The organism is Prochlorococcus sp. MIT 1323, from assembly GCF_047304905.1.
Taxonomy (GTDB): Bacteria; Cyanobacteriota; Cyanobacteriia; order PCC-6307; family Cyanobiaceae; genus Prochlorococcus; species Prochlorococcus marinus_D.
The window spans coordinates 2,357,729-2,374,898 of record NZ_CP138973.1 but is presented as its reverse complement, the minus strand read 5'-3'; the positions used below and the strand labels follow the sequence as shown (position 1 = coordinate 2,374,898).

The 17,170-nt window shown below is 50.5% G+C and carries 15 protein-coding genes and 1 tRNA gene; 7 read left to right on the top strand and 9 right to left on the bottom strand.

Annotation, left to right across the window (positions count from 1 at the left end):
- Positions 1 to 29: 29 nt before the first annotated feature.
- Genes SIB68_RS11630 through SIB68_RS11620 form a run of 3 tightly spaced genes read left to right on the top strand, consistent with a single transcriptional unit; the run spans position 30 to position 4,773 of the window.
- The gene (locus tag SIB68_RS11630) at positions 30 to 761 is read left to right on the top strand and encodes a peptidylprolyl isomerase (protein WP_063400796.1); all 732 of its coding nucleotides are present in this window, start codon (positions 30 to 32) and stop codon (positions 759 to 761) included.
- A 5-nt stretch (positions 762 to 766) separates the two neighbouring features.
- Complete coding sequence (locus SIB68_RS11625) at positions 767 to 3,673, top strand: ABC transporter transmembrane domain-containing protein (protein WP_063400797.1); 2,907 nt, start codon at positions 767 to 769, stop codon at positions 3,671 to 3,673.
- The gene (locus SIB68_RS11620; RefSeq protein WP_063400798.1) at positions 3,670 to 4,773 is read left to right on the top strand and encodes an HlyD family secretion protein; all 1,104 of its coding nucleotides are present in this window, start codon (positions 3,670 to 3,672) and stop codon (positions 4,771 to 4,773) included. Before SIB68_RS11625 ends, SIB68_RS11620 begins: the two co-directional genes overlap by 4 nt.
- Positions 4,774 to 4,784: 11 nt before the next feature.
- Here SIB68_RS11620 and moeB read toward each other — a convergent pair whose 3' ends face one another.
- Together moeB and SIB68_RS11610 are read right to left on the bottom strand one after the other, a co-directional pair.
- A complete protein-coding gene (gene moeB, locus SIB68_RS11615) occupies positions 4,785 to 5,951 on the bottom strand; it encodes a molybdopterin-synthase adenylyltransferase MoeB (protein ID WP_063401124.1) in 1,167 nt (388 codons plus the stop codon).
- Between the two features lie 28 nt (positions 5,952 to 5,979).
- Positions 5,980 to 6,447, bottom strand: a complete 468-nt coding sequence (locus SIB68_RS11610; protein ID WP_236069072.1) for a M67 family metallopeptidase — start codon at positions 6,445 to 6,447, stop codon at positions 5,980 to 5,982.
- 89 nt (positions 6,448 to 6,536) lie between these two features.
- Between SIB68_RS11610 and SIB68_RS11605 the strand changes: the two genes are divergently transcribed.
- The gene (locus SIB68_RS11605; protein WP_063400800.1) at positions 6,537 to 6,926 is read left to right on the top strand and encodes a CAAD domain-containing protein; all 390 of its coding nucleotides are present in this window, start codon (positions 6,537 to 6,539) and stop codon (positions 6,924 to 6,926) included.
- A 23-nt stretch (positions 6,927 to 6,949) separates the two neighbouring features.
- Here the strand turns inward: SIB68_RS11605 and SIB68_RS11600 are convergent, their stop codons facing one another.
- Positions 6,950 to 7,894: a fructosamine kinase family protein gene (locus SIB68_RS11600; protein WP_328586786.1), complete on the bottom strand. Its 945-nt coding sequence runs from the start codon at positions 7,892 to 7,894 to the stop codon at positions 6,950 to 6,952.
- On the opposite strand from SIB68_RS11600, the gene crtD reads away from it, so the two are divergent.
- A complete protein-coding gene (gene crtD, locus SIB68_RS11595) occupies positions 7,879 to 9,390 on the top strand; it encodes a C-3',4' desaturase CrtD (protein WP_063400802.1) in 1,512 nt (503 codons plus the stop codon). The two genes, SIB68_RS11600 and crtD, sit on opposite strands and share 16 nt — an antisense overlap.
- On the opposite strand, the gene SIB68_RS11590 is transcribed toward crtD, so the two are convergent.
- Positions 9,350 to 10,294, bottom strand: a complete 945-nt coding sequence (locus SIB68_RS11590; protein ID WP_063400803.1) for a prephenate/arogenate dehydrogenase — start codon at positions 10,292 to 10,294, stop codon at positions 9,350 to 9,352. The genes crtD and SIB68_RS11590 overlap by 41 nt on opposite strands.
- Positions 10,295 to 10,352: 58 nt before the next feature.
- On the opposite strand from SIB68_RS11590, the gene SIB68_RS11585 reads away from it, so the two are divergent.
- Together SIB68_RS11585 and SIB68_RS11580 are read left to right on the top strand one after the other, a co-directional pair.
- A complete protein-coding gene (locus tag SIB68_RS11585; RefSeq protein WP_063400804.1) occupies positions 10,353 to 11,798 on the top strand; it encodes a hypothetical protein in 1,446 nt (481 codons plus the stop codon).
- A gap of 41 nt (positions 11,799 to 11,839) precedes the next feature.
- Complete coding sequence (locus tag SIB68_RS11580; protein WP_011826899.1) at positions 11,840 to 12,079, top strand: DUF2839 domain-containing protein; 240 nt, start codon at positions 11,840 to 11,842, stop codon at positions 12,077 to 12,079.
- A gap of 106 nt (positions 12,080 to 12,185) precedes the next feature.
- Here the strand turns inward: SIB68_RS11580 and recA are convergent, their stop codons facing one another.
- The 5 genes from recA to SIB68_RS11555 form a co-directional block, all read right to left on the bottom strand.
- Complete coding sequence (gene recA, locus SIB68_RS11575) at positions 12,186 to 13,325, bottom strand: recombinase RecA (protein WP_011826900.1); 1,140 nt, start codon at positions 13,323 to 13,325, stop codon at positions 12,186 to 12,188.
- 153 nt (positions 13,326 to 13,478) lie between these two features.
- Entirely contained in the window at positions 13,479 to 14,255 is a 777-nt protein-coding gene (locus SIB68_RS11570; RefSeq protein ID WP_063400806.1) for an HAD family hydrolase, read from the bottom strand.
- A gap of 15 nt (positions 14,256 to 14,270) precedes the next feature.
- A tRNA-Gln gene (locus SIB68_RS11565) sits at positions 14,271 to 14,342 on the bottom strand.
- Between the two features lie 103 nt (positions 14,343 to 14,445).
- On the bottom strand, positions 14,446 to 16,083 hold the full coding sequence (locus tag SIB68_RS11560) for an AAA family ATPase (protein ID WP_063400807.1): 1,638 nt from the start codon (positions 16,081 to 16,083) through the stop codon (positions 14,446 to 14,448).
- A 54-nt stretch (positions 16,084 to 16,137) separates the two neighbouring features.
- Entirely contained in the window at positions 16,138 to 17,109 is a 972-nt protein-coding gene (locus tag SIB68_RS11555; RefSeq protein ID WP_063401125.1) for an LdpA C-terminal domain-containing domain, read from the bottom strand.
- Positions 17,110 to 17,170: the final 61 nt, after the last annotated feature.

Below are 17,170 nucleotides of genomic sequence, written 5' to 3'. Positions count from 1 at the left end.
AATCCTTGTTTTGTACCTATCATTTGTCTATGGATCAAGACTCCCACAGACAACTGGTCCAATGCTTAGCTCTTCATGAGTTAATCGAACCAGTTTCAAGAGCGCAAGCCGAGATTGATTTTGTCAACCAATTTAAGCTTGAATCATCAAATGACAGCCTAACGGGAGCAGAAGCAATTAAGGGCTTAGTAAGTCAACTAAATATCACTGATGATAATAGTTTTGAGGCTTGGCGTAAAAATCATTTGCTTGCTATGAATGATGAAAGACTTATAGCCTATGCCAAATACAGACTAAAACGTAAAAAAGTTATCGACGAGATCCTGAAGGGCTCTGGTGAGTCCCTTTTTTTGAGATACAAGGATCGTCTTGATCGAGTTCTTTACAGTTTAATTCGTGTCGAAGGAGAAGATCTTGCCTATAGTCTTTATTATTCAATTGAAGCTGGAGAAATAGACTTTGGAGTAGCAGCTGAGATGCATAGCTGTGGACCAGAGTCAAAGACTCAAGGAATTGTGGGCCCTGTAGACCTAACGACTCCCCACCCAGAAGTGGGTGCTCGATTAAGAACCGCAGGTGCCAGACAACTCTTTTCACCTTTTATGGCGGATCAATGGTATGCAATTATTAGGCTTGAATATCGATTTGATAGCCAATACGATGAGCGTACCAAGGACTTTCTCGGCAACCTTGTTCTTAGTGGAAAATCCAGAGAGATTGCTAGTCAACTAGCTAATCAATTAATGGAAGTGGGGAGCTGATATAGTTGAAACTAACTCAAACTATCTATACAGAATTCTCAGACAAACTTTTCAACAACTCTTCTATTACAACAGTGGAAGCAGGTTCATTAATATTTTCAAGGAATACTGTTTCTGAACAACTTATTCTTCTTGATTCAGGTGAGGTCAGATTAATCGATAAAGCACGTACCTTTGGATCACTAACAATAGACACGCTAAAAGCTCCAGCTATTATAGGAATTTCTCAAATCATTGATAACTCGCTAAGCGAAGAAGTTAGGGCTAAGACAACTTGTAGATACAGAAATATTGATCTCAATGATTTAAGTGTAGAAAGTAAAAGTTTTATTTATGCCATTCTAAGTGATAAGATATGTGAGATAGAAATTCCTTTCATCTACAAAAGAATTGAAAGCACTCTGCAATCAAAAGAGCCTGGCTATTCACAATATTTTAGACTTCAAGAGAAGATTTATATTTATAAATATATGGCTCAGAACATGCCAAAAGGGCCGCTTATTTACCTTGATGTCCCAAAGGATGGCTTCATGTATGGACAGGTCATCACGCCAGAAGTATGTCGTACATTTTTTACAATTCAAAACTGGCCTAGAATTGCGGAAATACAACTTAGAGATAGTCCTAAAGAACAGAGTTTGACTTCTTTAGAGCCCAACATCGACCAGAGAGTTGCAAGCCAAAGTCTTGAGGAAAATGTTGATAAAACCACTATTCCTGTTACTCCTGAACTTCAAAATGATGACAATAGCTCGGAGCATAAAGGCTATCGCCTTGCACGTGGTGCCAATCGCAAAGATTGCTTTGTGTCATGTCTGAAAATGCTAATTGAATACTTCGAACTACCAATTAGACGAGATACTCTTATCAGGGCAGCAGATATACTCGATAAAGATGATATCAATTGGAATATTAGAATGCTTTCTATAATGGATAGCTTTGGTTTCGCCGTTCGAGCGGTTAGGATTAATATTGACAATCCTTTCAGACTTCCTTTGCCTTGTGTTTGGATAGATAGCAAAGGTTTGAGTTCTGTAATTGTCAATACTAATAATAGCGAGTTGACCATACTTAATCCTCTTAAGGGTATAGAAAAGCTAAGCCTCTCAGAGGCATCCTCACGCCTCTCTCAATCACCCCAAGTTATTTCAGTCGAAATAGGGCTTCATACACCCCGTAAACGATTTAGTTTGGCCTGGTTATTCCCATATGTACAAAAATATAGAGCACAACTTATCGAAGTTTTTGCAGCTAGCTTCCTTAATCAGTTATTTGCGTTAGCGACACCTTTATTGTTTCAGCAAATCATTGATAGGGTGATTAGTAAAGGAGCGATTGATGCTCTAAGCCCTCTTGTTATCTTGATGCTGATTTTTGTAATATTGGAGACCACATTCGCCAGTCTTAGAACATTTCAATTTGTAGAAGTTTCAAATCGTATTGACATAAGTGTTGGCTCTGCAATTATTTCTAGGATGTTGAAACTTAATGCTCGCTTCTTTGATAGCAGGCCTGTAGGTGAATTGTCCAGTCGCTTAGGTGAACTTGAGAATATCAGACGCTTCCTAACAGGTACGGCATTAACTGCTGTCCTAGATGCGATTTTTGCAGTTTTATATTTCGTCGTCATGTTTTTTTATAGCAGTGTTCTCACTTTTGCAGTTATCTTGACCATACCATTTCTATTTGCAGTAACTGTTGGAATTACGCCGATTACTCAAAGATTAATTCGTAGACGGGCGGAGGCTGCATCTAGAACTCAAGCCTTACTTGTAGAAATACTTGGTGGGATTCAAACTGTAAAGCTTCAAAATGCAGAATTAGCCTCACGTAAAAAGTGGGAGGAAAGACACCTTAATTCTATTAACCAGGGTTTTAAAGCTATTCTTGCCAACACGACCAGCTCAAACGCACTGCAATTAATTAATAAAGTTAGTAGCATCATTGTTATCGGTATTGGTTCCACATTAGTAGTAAACAATCAACTAACTCTTGGTCAGTTAATTGCATTCAGAATTATCAGTGGTTATGTAACTCAACCAATGCTGAGACTTGCCTCAACTTGGCAAAGTTTTCAAGAAATGTCTCTTTCATTAGAACGTGTTAGTGATATTGTCAATCAACCTCTAGAAATCGGAGAAAATGAAGAGGGCCACATAGTTATGCCCCCGATAGAAGGACAAATAAGAGCAGAAGAAGTCGGCTTCTCTTATTCTTCTACTACAGCTCCAGTTCTTTCATCAGTAAGTCTCGATATTAAAGCTGGATCATTTGTAGGACTTGTTGGCCAAAGTGGATGTGGGAAAAGTACTTTTCTGAAGATGATCCCAAGACTCTATGCACCAACTTCCGGGCGTATATTAATCGACAATTATGATATTTCTAAAGTCGACCTCTATACACTCCGACAACAACTTGGATATGTACCTCAAGACTGCATGCTCTTTGAAGGTACTATATTCTCAAATATTGCCCTTGGGGATCCACAAGCTGAAAGTAAAAAGGTTATTGAAATGGCAAAAATTGCATGTGCGCATGAATTTATAATGAATTTGCCTAATGGTTATAGTACCCCAGTTGGTGAAAAGGGTGCAGGGCTTTCAGGCGGACAACGACAGAGAATCTCACTATCAAGAATGTTACTTGAAAATCCAAATATGGTTGTACTAGACGAAGCAACTTCAGCACTAGATGTTGATACAGAGCGTCAAGTTGTTAGCAACCTGAGGTCATATTTTTCTAATAGCACCCTTCTAATGATTACCCACCGCCTTTCAACACTTATTGAAGCAGATCAGATTATCGTTATGCACTCTGGCAGAGTGGATTCTGTCGGCACACATTTAGAGTTAATAGAAAAAAAAGGTAGGTATTTTGCCTTGTATCAATCACAGTTTGGAGAGCCAACATGAATATCTTCGATTTTTTCTCCCCAAAAAAGAGCCAGCTTGAAAAACCACCTCCCGTAGATCTGGGCTTATTACCACCACCACCAATTTGGTCCCGTGTATTAATTTGGACTCTAGGTTCTGGAACTATTGCTCTTTTGCTTTGGTCAATTTTTACCAGAGTAGAAGAGATCGTAATGCTACAAGGTGAATTAACAACAGCAAGACCGGCTGTCAAAGTTTCAACCATAGATCATGGTGTTATCAGTTCGATTCTTACCAGACCCCATCAGTCTGTTGCATCTGGTGATCCACTTATAGTCTACGGTGATGATGAGACAAAGCTTCGCCTTGAAAGCCTGACTAGGCGATTAAATCTTTTGTCTCTTAAAAAGATTAAAGAGGATAAGATGTATGATTTGCGCATACGCCAAAAAGAAGAGCAACTCCAACTCGACAAGATTCTACTAAAACAACTTACCTATCTTGCGAATCTAGGCGCTGTGCAAAAGAACCAGGTTCTTGAAAAGCAAGCACAAGTGGCACAAATAAAAATTGCAATTCTTTCATTACAAGAAGAGAAAGAACGATCTAATCACCAAGCAGAACAGTCCATAGAAGAGATGCAATCAACAATTAATATCTTGAAAGTAAAATCTAGGCGTTTTATTATTAAAGCGCCTGTAGATGGATTTATCCAAGATGTTAAATATCAAACTCCGGGAGAAAGGATTCAACCTGGAGATGTCGTAGCAACAATAATTCCAGACCGCGAGCTAATTGCAAAAGTAAAAATTCCATCAAAAATTAGTGCTCCAGTAGAAGTTAATTCTAAAGCGAATCTTGATATTGATGCTTACCCTACAGCTGAGTTTGGAGGCATAGAAGCAAAAGTTCTCTCTTTGTCACCAATGACTCAAGGAGACAACAATAATTCAGCCCTCAAAATCTATACTGCAGACTTGCAGTTGATCAAACCGAAAGAACCTGATCTTCTTAATTTTGGTCAGCTGCGTCCAGGGATGTCTGTGACAGCCAGGTTGCGCTTAAGAGACAAGGCTGTAATTACGACCGTATTTGATGTCCTTTCTGGGCTTTTTGATCCCCTAACTCAGCAAAGATAATCATTCCAGCATCAAGTATCTTTAGAATGAATATGTCTCTTCCACGCATCAAATCCACCGACAACATTAATACCTCTAATACCGTGATCCTTGAGTTTTTGTAGAGCTTTTGCAGATCGAACGCCCGATTTGCAATAAACAAACAGGCGCCGGCCAGAGGCCAACTGCCGTAACCTTTCGATCGCCTCACCACTCTCAATCTCATTGAGCGGAATCAATTTTGAACCAGCAATGCAAGCAATCTCAGCCTCATTGGGATGACGCACATCCACCAGGGCAAAATCCTCAGCGTCAAGATCGAGCAAAGATTTGAGCTCCTGAACTGAAATACTCTCCAACCCAGCAGCCTTCTCTTGAGCTGGTTTATCAGCACCAAAACCACAAAAGTCTTGATAATCAATGAGCTGATCAATCACAGCTCGCGGTTGACTCGGCCGCAAAGACATTTCCCGAAAAGTCATCGCCAAAGCATCAACCACCAGCAGCCTTCCACTCAACGACGTGCCGATACCAGTAATGATTTTAATGACCTCCGTGGATTGAATTAAACCAATCAATCCAGGCAGGATCCCCATCACTCCGCCTTCGCCACAGGAAGGGACCAAGCCAGCGGGTGGAGGCTCGGGCACTAGATCGCGATAGTTGGGACTCTCAGCATCAAGGTTAAACACCGTCGCCTGACCTTCAAAGCGATGAATCGATCCATAAATACTGGGCTTACCTAAAAGAACACAAGCGTCATTCACCAGGTAACGGCTAGGGAAGTTATCAGTGCAGTCACAAACAATGTCGTACGGCTGAATGATCTCTAGGGCGTTGTCTCGCGACAGCGCTTTCTCGTAGACATCCACTAGACAATCGGGATTGATTTCAAGGATGCGCGCCCGAGCAGAGTCCGTTTTTGCTTGACCTACCCAACTCGTGCCATGGATCACCTGCCGCTGCAAATTAGAAAGCTCAACAACATCGAAATCGACAATCCCGATATGGCCTACACCAGCAGCAGCCAAATAAAGCAGCAACGGCGAACCGAGCCCGCCACTACCTACGCACAACACAGAAGCCGCCTTGAGCCGTTTCTGACCATTCATCCCAACCTCTGGCAGGGTGAGATGACGAGAAAAACGTTCTAACTCATCGGGGCTCAGGTCAACATCAACGGTTTCGTGAAGACCCATAGGGGAAAGAATGCCGCTAGCTATGCCCTTACCACTGTCCCAAATGCGCAACCTCATGCTGCTGGCCAGGTTGCACTCCTGTCAGCCACCAAGCGCGCACATTGCCGGAACCAGCCACGATCACCAGTAACGACGGCACAGTGGCCCAGCGCTGATCCATAACGGACGGCACAGCCTCACCGCCAGGATGCGAATGGGCACTGCCCAACACCTGCCAATTGTGCTCTCTGGCAAAGCGTTGAGCCTGCAACTGTTCACGAGGATCCAAAGCAAAGCGACACTTGCGTGATGGCAGCAGCGCAGCCCCAAGATGCGGATCATCCGAGTCTTCAGGGAGGCTTAACATTCCCGGCTCCCAGACATTGCAGCAAGGCCAAATCAGCCGCACATTCCAGATACTGCAGCCTTGATCACTATTAAAATCATCTTGATCACCCAATAAAAGAGCACATCCCTCAAATGGCGCCACAGCCAATAAGCTGCGACGCAAAACCATCAGGCAATTAAGATCAAACTCCAACAGCCCTGGCATAACAAAGATCCTTTCGATACGCTCAGCAAAGATTTGCCATCGGTTTCGTGTTCATGAGCGACATCAACACCGTGACAAACGAACAATCCACCACAGAAACGACCACCACAAACAGCGTTGATAACGCAGATGAGGAGATTAAATTCTCAGAGCGTTACAGCGAAGCCGTTGGCAAGGTCAACGAAACCCTAAACAAGCTCGATTGGAGCCAGATGGGTCGTATCGGCAAGGTTTTGGGGATCTTCGCAGCTGTGATCATTGCCCAGATCCTGATCAAGGGAGTGATGGACACAATCAATTTGCTGCCAATCGTGCCTGGACTGCTCGAACTGCTTGGTGTCGTAATGGTGGGCCAATGGAGCTGGCAAAACCTCACCACCAGTGAGAAACGCGCTGCCCTCTCTGAAAGGGTTCAGACCCTCCGCAAGGAATATTTAGGCTGAACACTGCAAAATCCAAAGGCAGTTCAAGTCAGCAACCAACTTGCCAAACGATTCAGAATGGCTTGGCTCTGATTTCGATATGAGCCTCCAAAGAGGTTGGCATGATTGATGAGGTGATAAAGGTTATAAACCTCCACCCTTTTGCTTGCATCAGCTGGAAGTGGCCATACGTTCTCATATCCGATATAAAAATCCTGCGAAAAACCACCGAATAATTGAGTCATCGCCAAATCAACTTCTCTATCGGCCCACCAGGTAGCAGGATCCAGCAAGACTCCCCGCCCATCTGAAAGAACATTGGCATTTCCACTCCAAAGGTCTCCATGCACAAGACTTGGACTCGGTTGATGGCGATCCAACCAAGGGATTAACGCCGAAAGGATTGGCTCAACATCAACCAGATCCAAGCCCCATCGAGCCGCCTCTCTGAGCTGAGGACGCAAGCGCAGCGTCACGAATGCGTCGCCCCACTCCTCCCTCCACCCTCCTGGTTGAGAGCCAGCACCGATAAAACCATCCGCGGGCCAACCAAAGCGTCCAGGGTTTTCGGCGGCAGACGCCCGATGGAGAAGGGCCAGCCCACGGCCCAGGGATGCCTGATTACCCGCCCGAAAATTCAACCAAGGCAGCAACAACACGGCTTCACCACAGACCTGATCAAACGCCAAAGGCTCCGGCACCTCCAACACTCCCGGATCAACCCATGCCTTAAGAGCCTTTAGCCCCTCAACTTCGACCTTGAGCATTGGCAAAGCATCTGCCCCCCCTGTTTTGGCAAACAGTTTCCGACCTCCCTGCAACTGCAAACACCAGGCCTGATGAATGCATCCGCCAGCGACGCACTCAACATCCTCAATGACTTCACCACTCAAGAGGCCCTCAGCTGCTACAAGGCCCTTTCTCAGACGCTCATTCATACCCATACCACTTGAGAGCTTGCCAGCATGACCGGATGGCTGAGAACTCAATCATCGTGATCGGGGGCGGCATTGCCGGCCTAACGACAACAGCCCTCTTAGCCAAGCAAGGATTACCCGTCACCTTGGTGGAAGCGCACCATCAACCGGGAGGGTGTGCTGGAACCTTCAGGCGAGGTCCCTATATCTTCGATGTGGGTGCCACCCAGGTTGCCGGTCTAGAACCCAGTGGCAGCCATGAACGCATCTATAGGCATCTGAACCTGCCCATGCCACAAGCGGAGCTACTCAATCCCGCTTGTGTAGTAGATCTCGCCGACGGATCCCAACCCATTCAGCTCTGGCATGATCCAAAGCGCTGGGAACAAGAAAGGCAATATCACTTCCCTGGTAGTGAAGCCTTCTGGGCCCTCACTGCCAAGCTCCACCAAAGCAACTGGGACTTTGCGAGCCATGATCCTGTGGTCACACCCCGCAACGCTTGGGACTTAGGCCAACTGCTCCAGGCTCTCCGTCCAGCCACACTCACCTCAGGGCTATTGAGCAGCCTGACAGTGGCAGATCTCTTAAAGCTATGCGGCTGTGCGCAGGATCAGCGCCTTCGCAAATTCCTAGACCTCCAGATCAAACTCTATTCGCAAGAACCGCTCGATCGCACAGCCGCCCTCTATGGAGCCACCGTGTTGCAAATGGCTCAAGCACCTCTTGGGCTCTGGCATCTGCAGGGTTCGATGCAAAAACTCAGCGAAGATCTTATGCATGCCCTAAAGCGGGATGGCGGCCAGGTATTGCTGCGCCATCGTGTGGTGGGCCTAGAAGTAGCCGCGCGGGGCATGGCTTGGACAGTCGGCATCAAAACCCCCAATGGCAAGGCTTTAGAACTGACCACACCAGATGTGGTATTCAGTCTGCCTCCTCAATGCCTGAGATCGCTGATGCCACAAGGAGCAGGCATGCCCAAGGCCTATCGCCAAAGGCTAGTGAAATTACCTCAGCCCAGTGGAGCTTTGGTGTTCTACGGGGCCATCGATCGCAGCGCCCTGCCAAAAAACTGTCCTGTCCATCTGCAAAGAGCATCCAAAACACCCGGCTCCCTATTCGTATCAATCAGCCGTGAAGGCGATGGCCGTGCTCCAGCTGGTCAAGCCACAGTGATTGCAAGTGTGTTCACCGCCACAGCGGAGTGGTGTGGCCTAACTGAATCCACCTATCTAGAACGCAAGCAAATGGCCCTGTTAACCATCCGCCAAACACTTGAAAGTTGGTTAGATCTCGCACCTGAAGATTGGCGGCATCAAGAACTAGCCACACCCAGGAGCTTTGCACATTGGACTGGTCGGCCCAATGGAATTGTGGGTGGCCTTGGGCAGCACCCTTCACAATTTGGGCCCTTCGGACTAGCAAGCCGCACCCCCATGCGAGGGCTCTGGCTCTGTGGCGATTCAATTCACCCTGGTGAAGGTACTGCAGGGGTGAGCATCTCGGCACTCATGACCTGTCGCCAGCTCATGGCTCAGCGAGGTCATCAGTTGCGGGTGGCGCATTGAGGTCGTTGTTGGCAGCACCAAGAAAGCTGGGTCGCAATGCCTGGGAACGTTCCAATTCAGCCTTTAACTGCGACCAGTGCCCATTCAAAACGGCCTCCTCAAGCTGCTCCAAGCTCCAGCGATAAGCAGCCAAACCACGCAAGATCGCTGCGGTGTTGCTCTCAGCCATAGATGTCCCCAACTGGGGATTCCCACCACCCACTCTGGTGGTATCAGCAAAACCACTAGAAGAGAGCACTCTGGCTAGTTCGCGAACAGCAGGATCACGCTCCTCACCCACTGTTCGTAACAACGCAGCACTCACCAGCACAGGCAGGTGGGAAATCAGCGCCACCGCTTGATCATGGTTAGCTGCATCCGCCGTAAACCATTGACTGCCCAAAGACACCGCAAATCGACGCACCAACTCGAGCGCCTCAAGGTCTGTTTGATTGTCAGGTGTCGCTACCCAAGGACGTTGCTTAAATAAGCCCCGCAGCCCTGCTTCCACTCCTGCTTCAGCGGTGCCTGCCATGGGATGGCTAGCCACAAAGCGGGGGTGTAGGTCGCGCCAGAGCTCTAAAACAGGCATCTTCACTGAACCCACGTCAGTGACAACAGCAGCTGCAGGCAAAGCCTTTAGGAGATTCGGATCTGGATTGAGCAGCTGAGCCAAAGGCAGCGCCAGGATCACCAAATCACAATCCGCGAGAATGCTCGGATCGGTGCTCACCAAATGAGCCAAACCCCTAGCGCGAGCCCTATCAGCGGTACTGGAACGATGCACCAGACCATTGACCTTCCAACCAAGCGCCTGCAGATCCAATCCCAAGGAGCCACCAATCAGCCCAAGCCCTACAACTCCAGCGCAAAGTGATTTTTTTTTGTTCTGCTCCATCCCTCCGGTTCTCGCACTGCAGTCCATGTTGATCGACCAATCAACATGGAGCTTTCTCGGGTTTACGGCTTCCTAGGCTCTCGCAATGCTCGAAGCCCGCAGCCATCAGCAGCTCAAGCACCTGCTCCTGCAGAACTCATCCCCCTGGCCTCATCACCTCACTTTGAGCCGTCTTGTTGCCCGCAGTCTCAGGCGCAAAGATCACACCCTGATCCAGCTCGACCCTCGTAGCAAAGACCACTGGTGGCTTGGTCTGCTGGTTCCTCTCTGCCTGGAGGCCAAGGATGCTGTGATGATCCTTTCCGATCAGCAGCGACGGCGACTCCTCAAGGTAGAACTGCCACAACTGCTGACGAAAGGCATCAAACTCCCCTGCTGGGAAGGGGACCTTCCGCCCTCAGGGAATCAACTGTGGTTGATGAACCACAGTGAGTTGATTGAGGCACACCACCAGGGGCATCTCAAATCAAGGCAGTTGATCATTCCAGAAGCAGACCAACTAAGCCAGCGACTAAGGGACAGCATGGCTTTGTCGATCACACCTCAAGACTGGGAGCGTTTGCGTCGGGCACATCCTTCTGCGGAGGCTTCCCTCATGCAACTGCACGAACGATTAAGCCGCAGCCTGTTTACTCACGCCACCCGAGCCAATGCCCAGGTTCGCCTTGATGGCAGCGAAATTCAGGCTCTCAAGGATCTCATGCGACTTCTAGGCCCCTCACCTTCCCCTTGGCCTGCAGTGCTGAAAGCCGATAGCCGTTTTTGGGCAAGCTGGGCCGAACTCGATCACCGACTACTGCAATGGCAATGGCATCTACAACCGCTCGAACCCCTTCAAAATCTTCCAGGTCTTTTACAAGACCAGCCGTCTGTCCTGCTGAGCGGATCAAGGGAAAACGATCTCGTCCGCACTGAGTTGGACGCTGCAGCCTTTCCTGCCACCGTCATGGCCAGATTGAGTGAACCCAACCTGCAGGAACCAATACCTCTCTTTGCACCGCGACGCCAACCACTACCGAATACCGAAATCTATGCAGAGCATCTGCTCGATCAATGCCGCCGTCTGATCCTGGGGCGTCCGGGCATCACTGTGGTGTTACTTGACGATCAGCAACTCCGCCGCCAACTCACAAGTGAGTTGGCGGCGGAGTTTGGACGCAGAGTCGTTCATGAAACCACCGCTCCCGAATCCAACGGTGTTGTCTGTTGCCGCTGGGCTTGGTGGCTTCATCACCAGGATCAACTCCCTCTCCCAGAACAACTAATCGTGGCCTTACTTCCCCTGGCGAGCGTAGAGTCACCACTCACAGCAGCAAGAGTAGAATCCCTCAAGAATCAAGGTCGTGACTGGTTCCGAGACCTTCTCTTGCCTGAAGCTCTCAGCCTGCTAACACCAGCGATTGCCCCGCTCCGAAAGAATCACGGACGACTGGCAATCCTTGATGGACGTCTACGAGGAAGGAGCTGGGGGAAGCAAGTGCTGAGCACACTCGAACCCTGGACACCCCTGCAACGCCTATTACCGGATTAAGCCAACTACTCTTTAACAACCAAACAGCAACGAGGAAGGCCATGGGAGAAGCCAGACGACGATCCGATCAGGGCCTAGCACCACGCCAAAAACAATCCAAAAAAGATGACTCCCCCAGAATCGTCTCCTGGCTGCCCATTACCCAACGTGATAAAGAGCGTTTTTACGCCATCACAACCCGTGGCGCCTGGATTGGCATCGGCTTCATGGTGGCTTTGTGGGTCGTAGCGCGCTTCATAGGCCCAGCCGCTGGATGGTGGACCCCCGCCGATGCCAGGTAAAAGAACCTGCTGGGGAAAGAAAGCATCAATCATCCCAAATCTCTCTTCAGCAACAAACCCAAGACCCTCAAAGAGCTCTTGGGTTGTCTCGTTCTTTTAGCCAGTCTTAAGCAGCTTCAGATGCCAAGCTAACGGCAGGTTTTTTAGCCGCAGTACGGGCCGCAGCCGCCAACGGACGCATGGAATTAGCGGTCACCTCAGACCCTTCAGTGAGTTTCTGACGCACAAGAACTTCAATCTGCTCCTGGGCTTCAGAATTCTGCTCAAGCCAAGTAATCGTGTTGTCACGTCCCTGACCGATATTGTCGCCCTCATAGCTGTACCAGGCACCCTTACGGATGACAACACCGGTTTCTTCAGCTAGGTCAAGCAAGCAACCCAGGGTACTGATGCCACGACCAAAAAGAATGTCGAACTCAGCAATACGAAACGGAGGGGCTACCTTGTTTTTAGCCACCTTCACCTTGGCACGAATTCCATACTCCTCCGTGCCGCGCTTGAGCGTTTGAATACGACGGATATCGAGACGTACGGAGGCATAAAACTTGAGAGCATTGCCACCAGTCGTCGTCTCCGGGTTGCCGTAAGTGACGCCTATTTTGAGACGCAACTGGTTGAGAAAAATGACCGTGCAGCCGGATTTGCCGATGTTGCCAGTGATCTTGCGCATCGCCTGACTCATCAGACGGGCCTGACTACCCACAGCCAAATCGCCCATCTCACCTTCGATCTCAGACCGAGGAGTGAGCGCAGCAACAGAATCCACAACAACAATATCAACGGCGGCAGAGCGCACAAGCTGGTCGACAATCTCCAGAGCCATCTCCCCCGTGTCCGGCTGCGATACCAGCAGGTTCTCAATATCCACTCCTAAAGAGGCTGCATAAACCGGGTCGAGCGCATGCTCGGCATCCACAAAAGCCGCGACGCCACCACGACGCTGTACCTCGGCGATGGCATGCAGGGTGAGGGTGGTTTTACCGGAACTCTCCGGACCGTACACCTCCACGACTCGTCCTTTCGGGTACCCACCGCCAAGGGCAAGATCAAGGGTCAGCGCCCCTGTAGGGAAGGTCTCCACCCGCATCCGAGAGGCATCCCCCAAGCGCATGATCGAACCCTTGCCAAAATTTCGTTCAATCTGACCAAGCACCAAATTGAGAGCTTTGTCCCGCTCACCTGGACGGGGTTCAGCCTGGAGGGAATCAGACTTAGAGGATTGGGCTGATTTCACGTCAACTGACATGGCAATGGTAAATAAAGGATTAAACGAGTACCGTCGACTGCTGACCTAGGCGAAGCAAAAAGCACTGCGGCAAAGCTGACGGACACCGATCAAAGAGTCCAATACCACCACAACCGCGAACCGTCCTAGATAGTACAGACGTACCCTAACGGATCAGGGCCAGCTCGCCAAGGGTGCCGCCAAAGCTTCTGGCTCCAACAGGCGAATGCCCATGGGCAAGGTCCGACAGTCTTCCGGCTTGAGATAGCCCCAACTCGCCAGATAGCAAGGCAGAGAAGATAGTCCGGGCGTCGCGAGCACCGTCTCGAGGGTGGCACGACGGTCCTCCACGAAGCCCCGCAGTGGTCGCTCCGCCGCTAACCGCAGCAGCACCTCAGGCTTACTACCCGACTCATGGCCGTACAACCCATGAGGAGCAAGTTGAAAGCCCTTCAACAGTTCAGCGGTGAACTCGGCCCCCTTGGTGGTGAGCACCACCAAGTCGAACCCTTCATCGTGGAGGCCACGAAGACGCTCAATCACACCAGGAAAAGGGCGGTGGCGGGCCAGCCAATTCAACCGATCGGCCTCCAGCGCACTCCGCCGCACCTGCTCCAAGGCCTCCTGTAACTGACCTGGCTGCCATCCCCAAGCCTCTAAAGCCTGCTGACATCGCAAGTGATAATCGACCGAAAAGGCCTTAGCCCCATGCCGCAGCAAGGGGCCATCAGAACGCAGCAGCTCTGCCGCCAGAAGCACCATCTCCCAACCCTGATGGATCCAGGGCCGGAGCAAACGAAAAGCCTCAGGAGCCGCATCGGGCAAAGGGTCTGGACCAAAGTCCAGACCCACTAACTGCATGCAAGCGTGACGGGCACTCCACCAGTACTCGCCCATCCCATCAACAATGACACCGTCAAAGTCGAAAACCAACAGGGAGCGAGACGTCAACTGAGGATTGAGAAACTGGGCCGCTAGGATTCGAACCTAGGAATGGCGAGACCAAAACCCGCTGCCTTACCACTTGGCGACGGCCCAATGATCCAGATCATTAGCCCGCAGAGGAGACTTCACTGGAATCCAGATAGTTACCCACATTGAAGCCACCTTCGTCAATGCATGCTGATCAAGCAGAGCGATTTCAAGGGGGATAAACCCGCAATCGCTGTTGTTTCGCCTGGCCGAAAACATCACTACTAAGGCGATAGCGCGTCACCAAATCAACCTGCATCTGACGAACCTGCTCGCTACGGGGTAAGAGCTCCACCGGTCGTCCATAGGGCAGCACTACCTTTTCCACAGCCAATCTGCACTCTTCAAGTGCAGCCAGGGCATCTTCCTGATCACCATCCTGAGACTCTGAATGTGAGATCTGATCTTGCGGCCCAGCGCGGCGTGCTAACAGCCGCTCCAGCGCACGCTCTACCTGAGGCAATGTGTCGGACTTAATCACAAGGACCGGCACACGTGATTCACGGGCCTGACGTCTCAGAGTTGGCTGATGGCCGAGTCCCTTACGGATGCTGAGCACAACGTCAGCCTCATTGAGGTCATCCACCCAACGAACAGGCCAGCCATGACGACGAATAGCCTCATCCACCAGTTGGGGAGTGATTCCACAACAGAGCACCTGCATTGCTCTGTGATCTGAACGCTCAGCAGAGATCGCCTCAACATGATCTTGAGCAAGTGGGGCCGCTCTAGGAGAAGATGCTTTTGGATCCGGCAGAGGGACCGCCGCCAGAGCAGGACGTGGTGAAGATGATCGACTCGGCTGCGCATCCACGAGCCGCACCGATCCATCAGAGCCCAGCTCCCGCAACTGGGGGCGTGGCAACTGTCCGCGCAGCAACTGATCAACAGTGGTAGCCACGTCGGCATGAATCGACCAACGATTGCGAGTATTCATTTCAATTGCCACAGGGAAAGTGGGCTCAGCAGCCCTCTCAAGCACAGTCTTCTGCGTACGTCGCCGCCTTGCCTCTTCATCTCCGAGAGTGACAGTCTGAATCCCGCCAACAAGATCACTAAGGGTTGGATTCTTGATCAAATTCGCCAAAGCATTGCCATGGGCCGTAGCCACAAGCTGCACCCCCCGTTCAGCGATCGTGCGCGCAGCCTGGGCCTCTAGCTCCGTACCGATTTCATCAATCACGATGACTTCCGGCATGTGGTTCTCCACGGCCTCAATCATGACCTGATGTTGTTGTTCTGGCAGTGACACTTGCATGCGCCTGGCCCGACCAATAGCTGGATGGGGAATATCCCCATCACCAGCAATCTCGTTACTGGTGTCAATCACCACAACCCTGCGCTGCAGATCATCAGCAAGAACCCTGGCAATCTCACGCAGCGCGGTGGTCTTACCAACTCCGGGGCGCCCCATCAGCAAGAGCGATTGACCACTATCCAGCAAATCTCTCACCATTGCCACTGTTCCAAAAACGGCCCTTCCCACACGGCAGGTAAGGCCCACCACCTCTCGCTGGCGATTACGAATAGCACTGATGCGATGCAGAGTTCGTTCAATGCCAGCACGATTGTCAGCACCAAACTGGCCCAATCGATCAACAGTGGTTTGCAGGTCATCGCGCGTGAGGCACTGCTCTCCTAAAGCAAGCGCTCGTCCCGGATAGCGTGCTTCAGGCACTCTGCCGAGATCCAAGACCACCTCAAGTAAATCCTCCCGGCTATTGGGTGTCGCCAAAGCCTGCTGAACCGCAAGAGGCAACAAATCCAACAATCGGTCTAGATCATCAGTAATACGCTTTGGCTTCATGGCCCTCAGCCCCAGCCATGCAGAGATGGCTCCCGTAATGGCCTTCTAGCAGGCTTACGAGCCAGATTGGCGGAACAGCCATGGACGAACAAGCTGCTCTGCCTGCGCAAGAGCAGCTTGCCAACCCTCAGGCCATTCTCTGAGACTCACATGCCTGGCCTGTGCTTCAAGCAACCAGGGCTGGAGGAGACGACGAGCCATGCCTCCAAAGGCAATACCTGCCGGCCCATGGTCATTAGAGATATAGGTGATCGTGTGGGCGTTGGTACCCCCCGCTAACTGAAGGGGGCCAGGCGGAGCCAATGGCCGCAGCTTCCGCCAGAGCGCTACAGCAACTCGAGCCGTTCCTGACCCGATATCGCCACTCATGGGTCGGCCATCAAGCTGCCAAAGAGGTCTTTGCCCAGAACGCCTTAAACAAACATATCTTTGCCACAACTCACTTGCTAAAGCCTCAACCGTGAGCCCATGCCCCTCAAGGCCACAACTCACCCCAATCCGCTGCAGAGGCACCTGAGCCGACATCAGCTCTGCAACTGTGGATTCAAAGGCCTCAGCCCGCCCAGGTGCCGTGTGAATCTCGACTGCATCAGGATGCAATTCCGCCAACAGAGGTCCGAAATCTCTAAGTTCAAGTCGCCGGTCTTGTTCATCGATCAAGCCAAGCGGACAAGTCGGCAGACATCGTCCACAGCCATAACAACGGCTTAGCTGAACCCCCCCTTGCTCACCAATAGCCTCAGCTGGACAAGCATGTTGACAAGGCCGCGAACAATCCCTTGGACAACGAGCAGGATCAAACCAAGCTTTTCGAAAATGGGCATCCTTGCCATCGCTGATGCTCACCATCAACCAAGGACGAAAACCACTCCGCGCTTGCACCCAATCCAGCCCCTGACGAGCTGCCCTGACAACGGCAGCATCGGCCGCCACATCCACACAGTGAATACCAGCCGCGGCAAAAACCGCACAAAGGTCTGTAATGGCAAGCAGATCCTGATTGCTGGCACCACAGATCAACTTCACCCAAGACCCACTGGCCAGGGCGAGTTCACCGCGAAGAGCACTCTGCTGGCAAGGGTTAGAA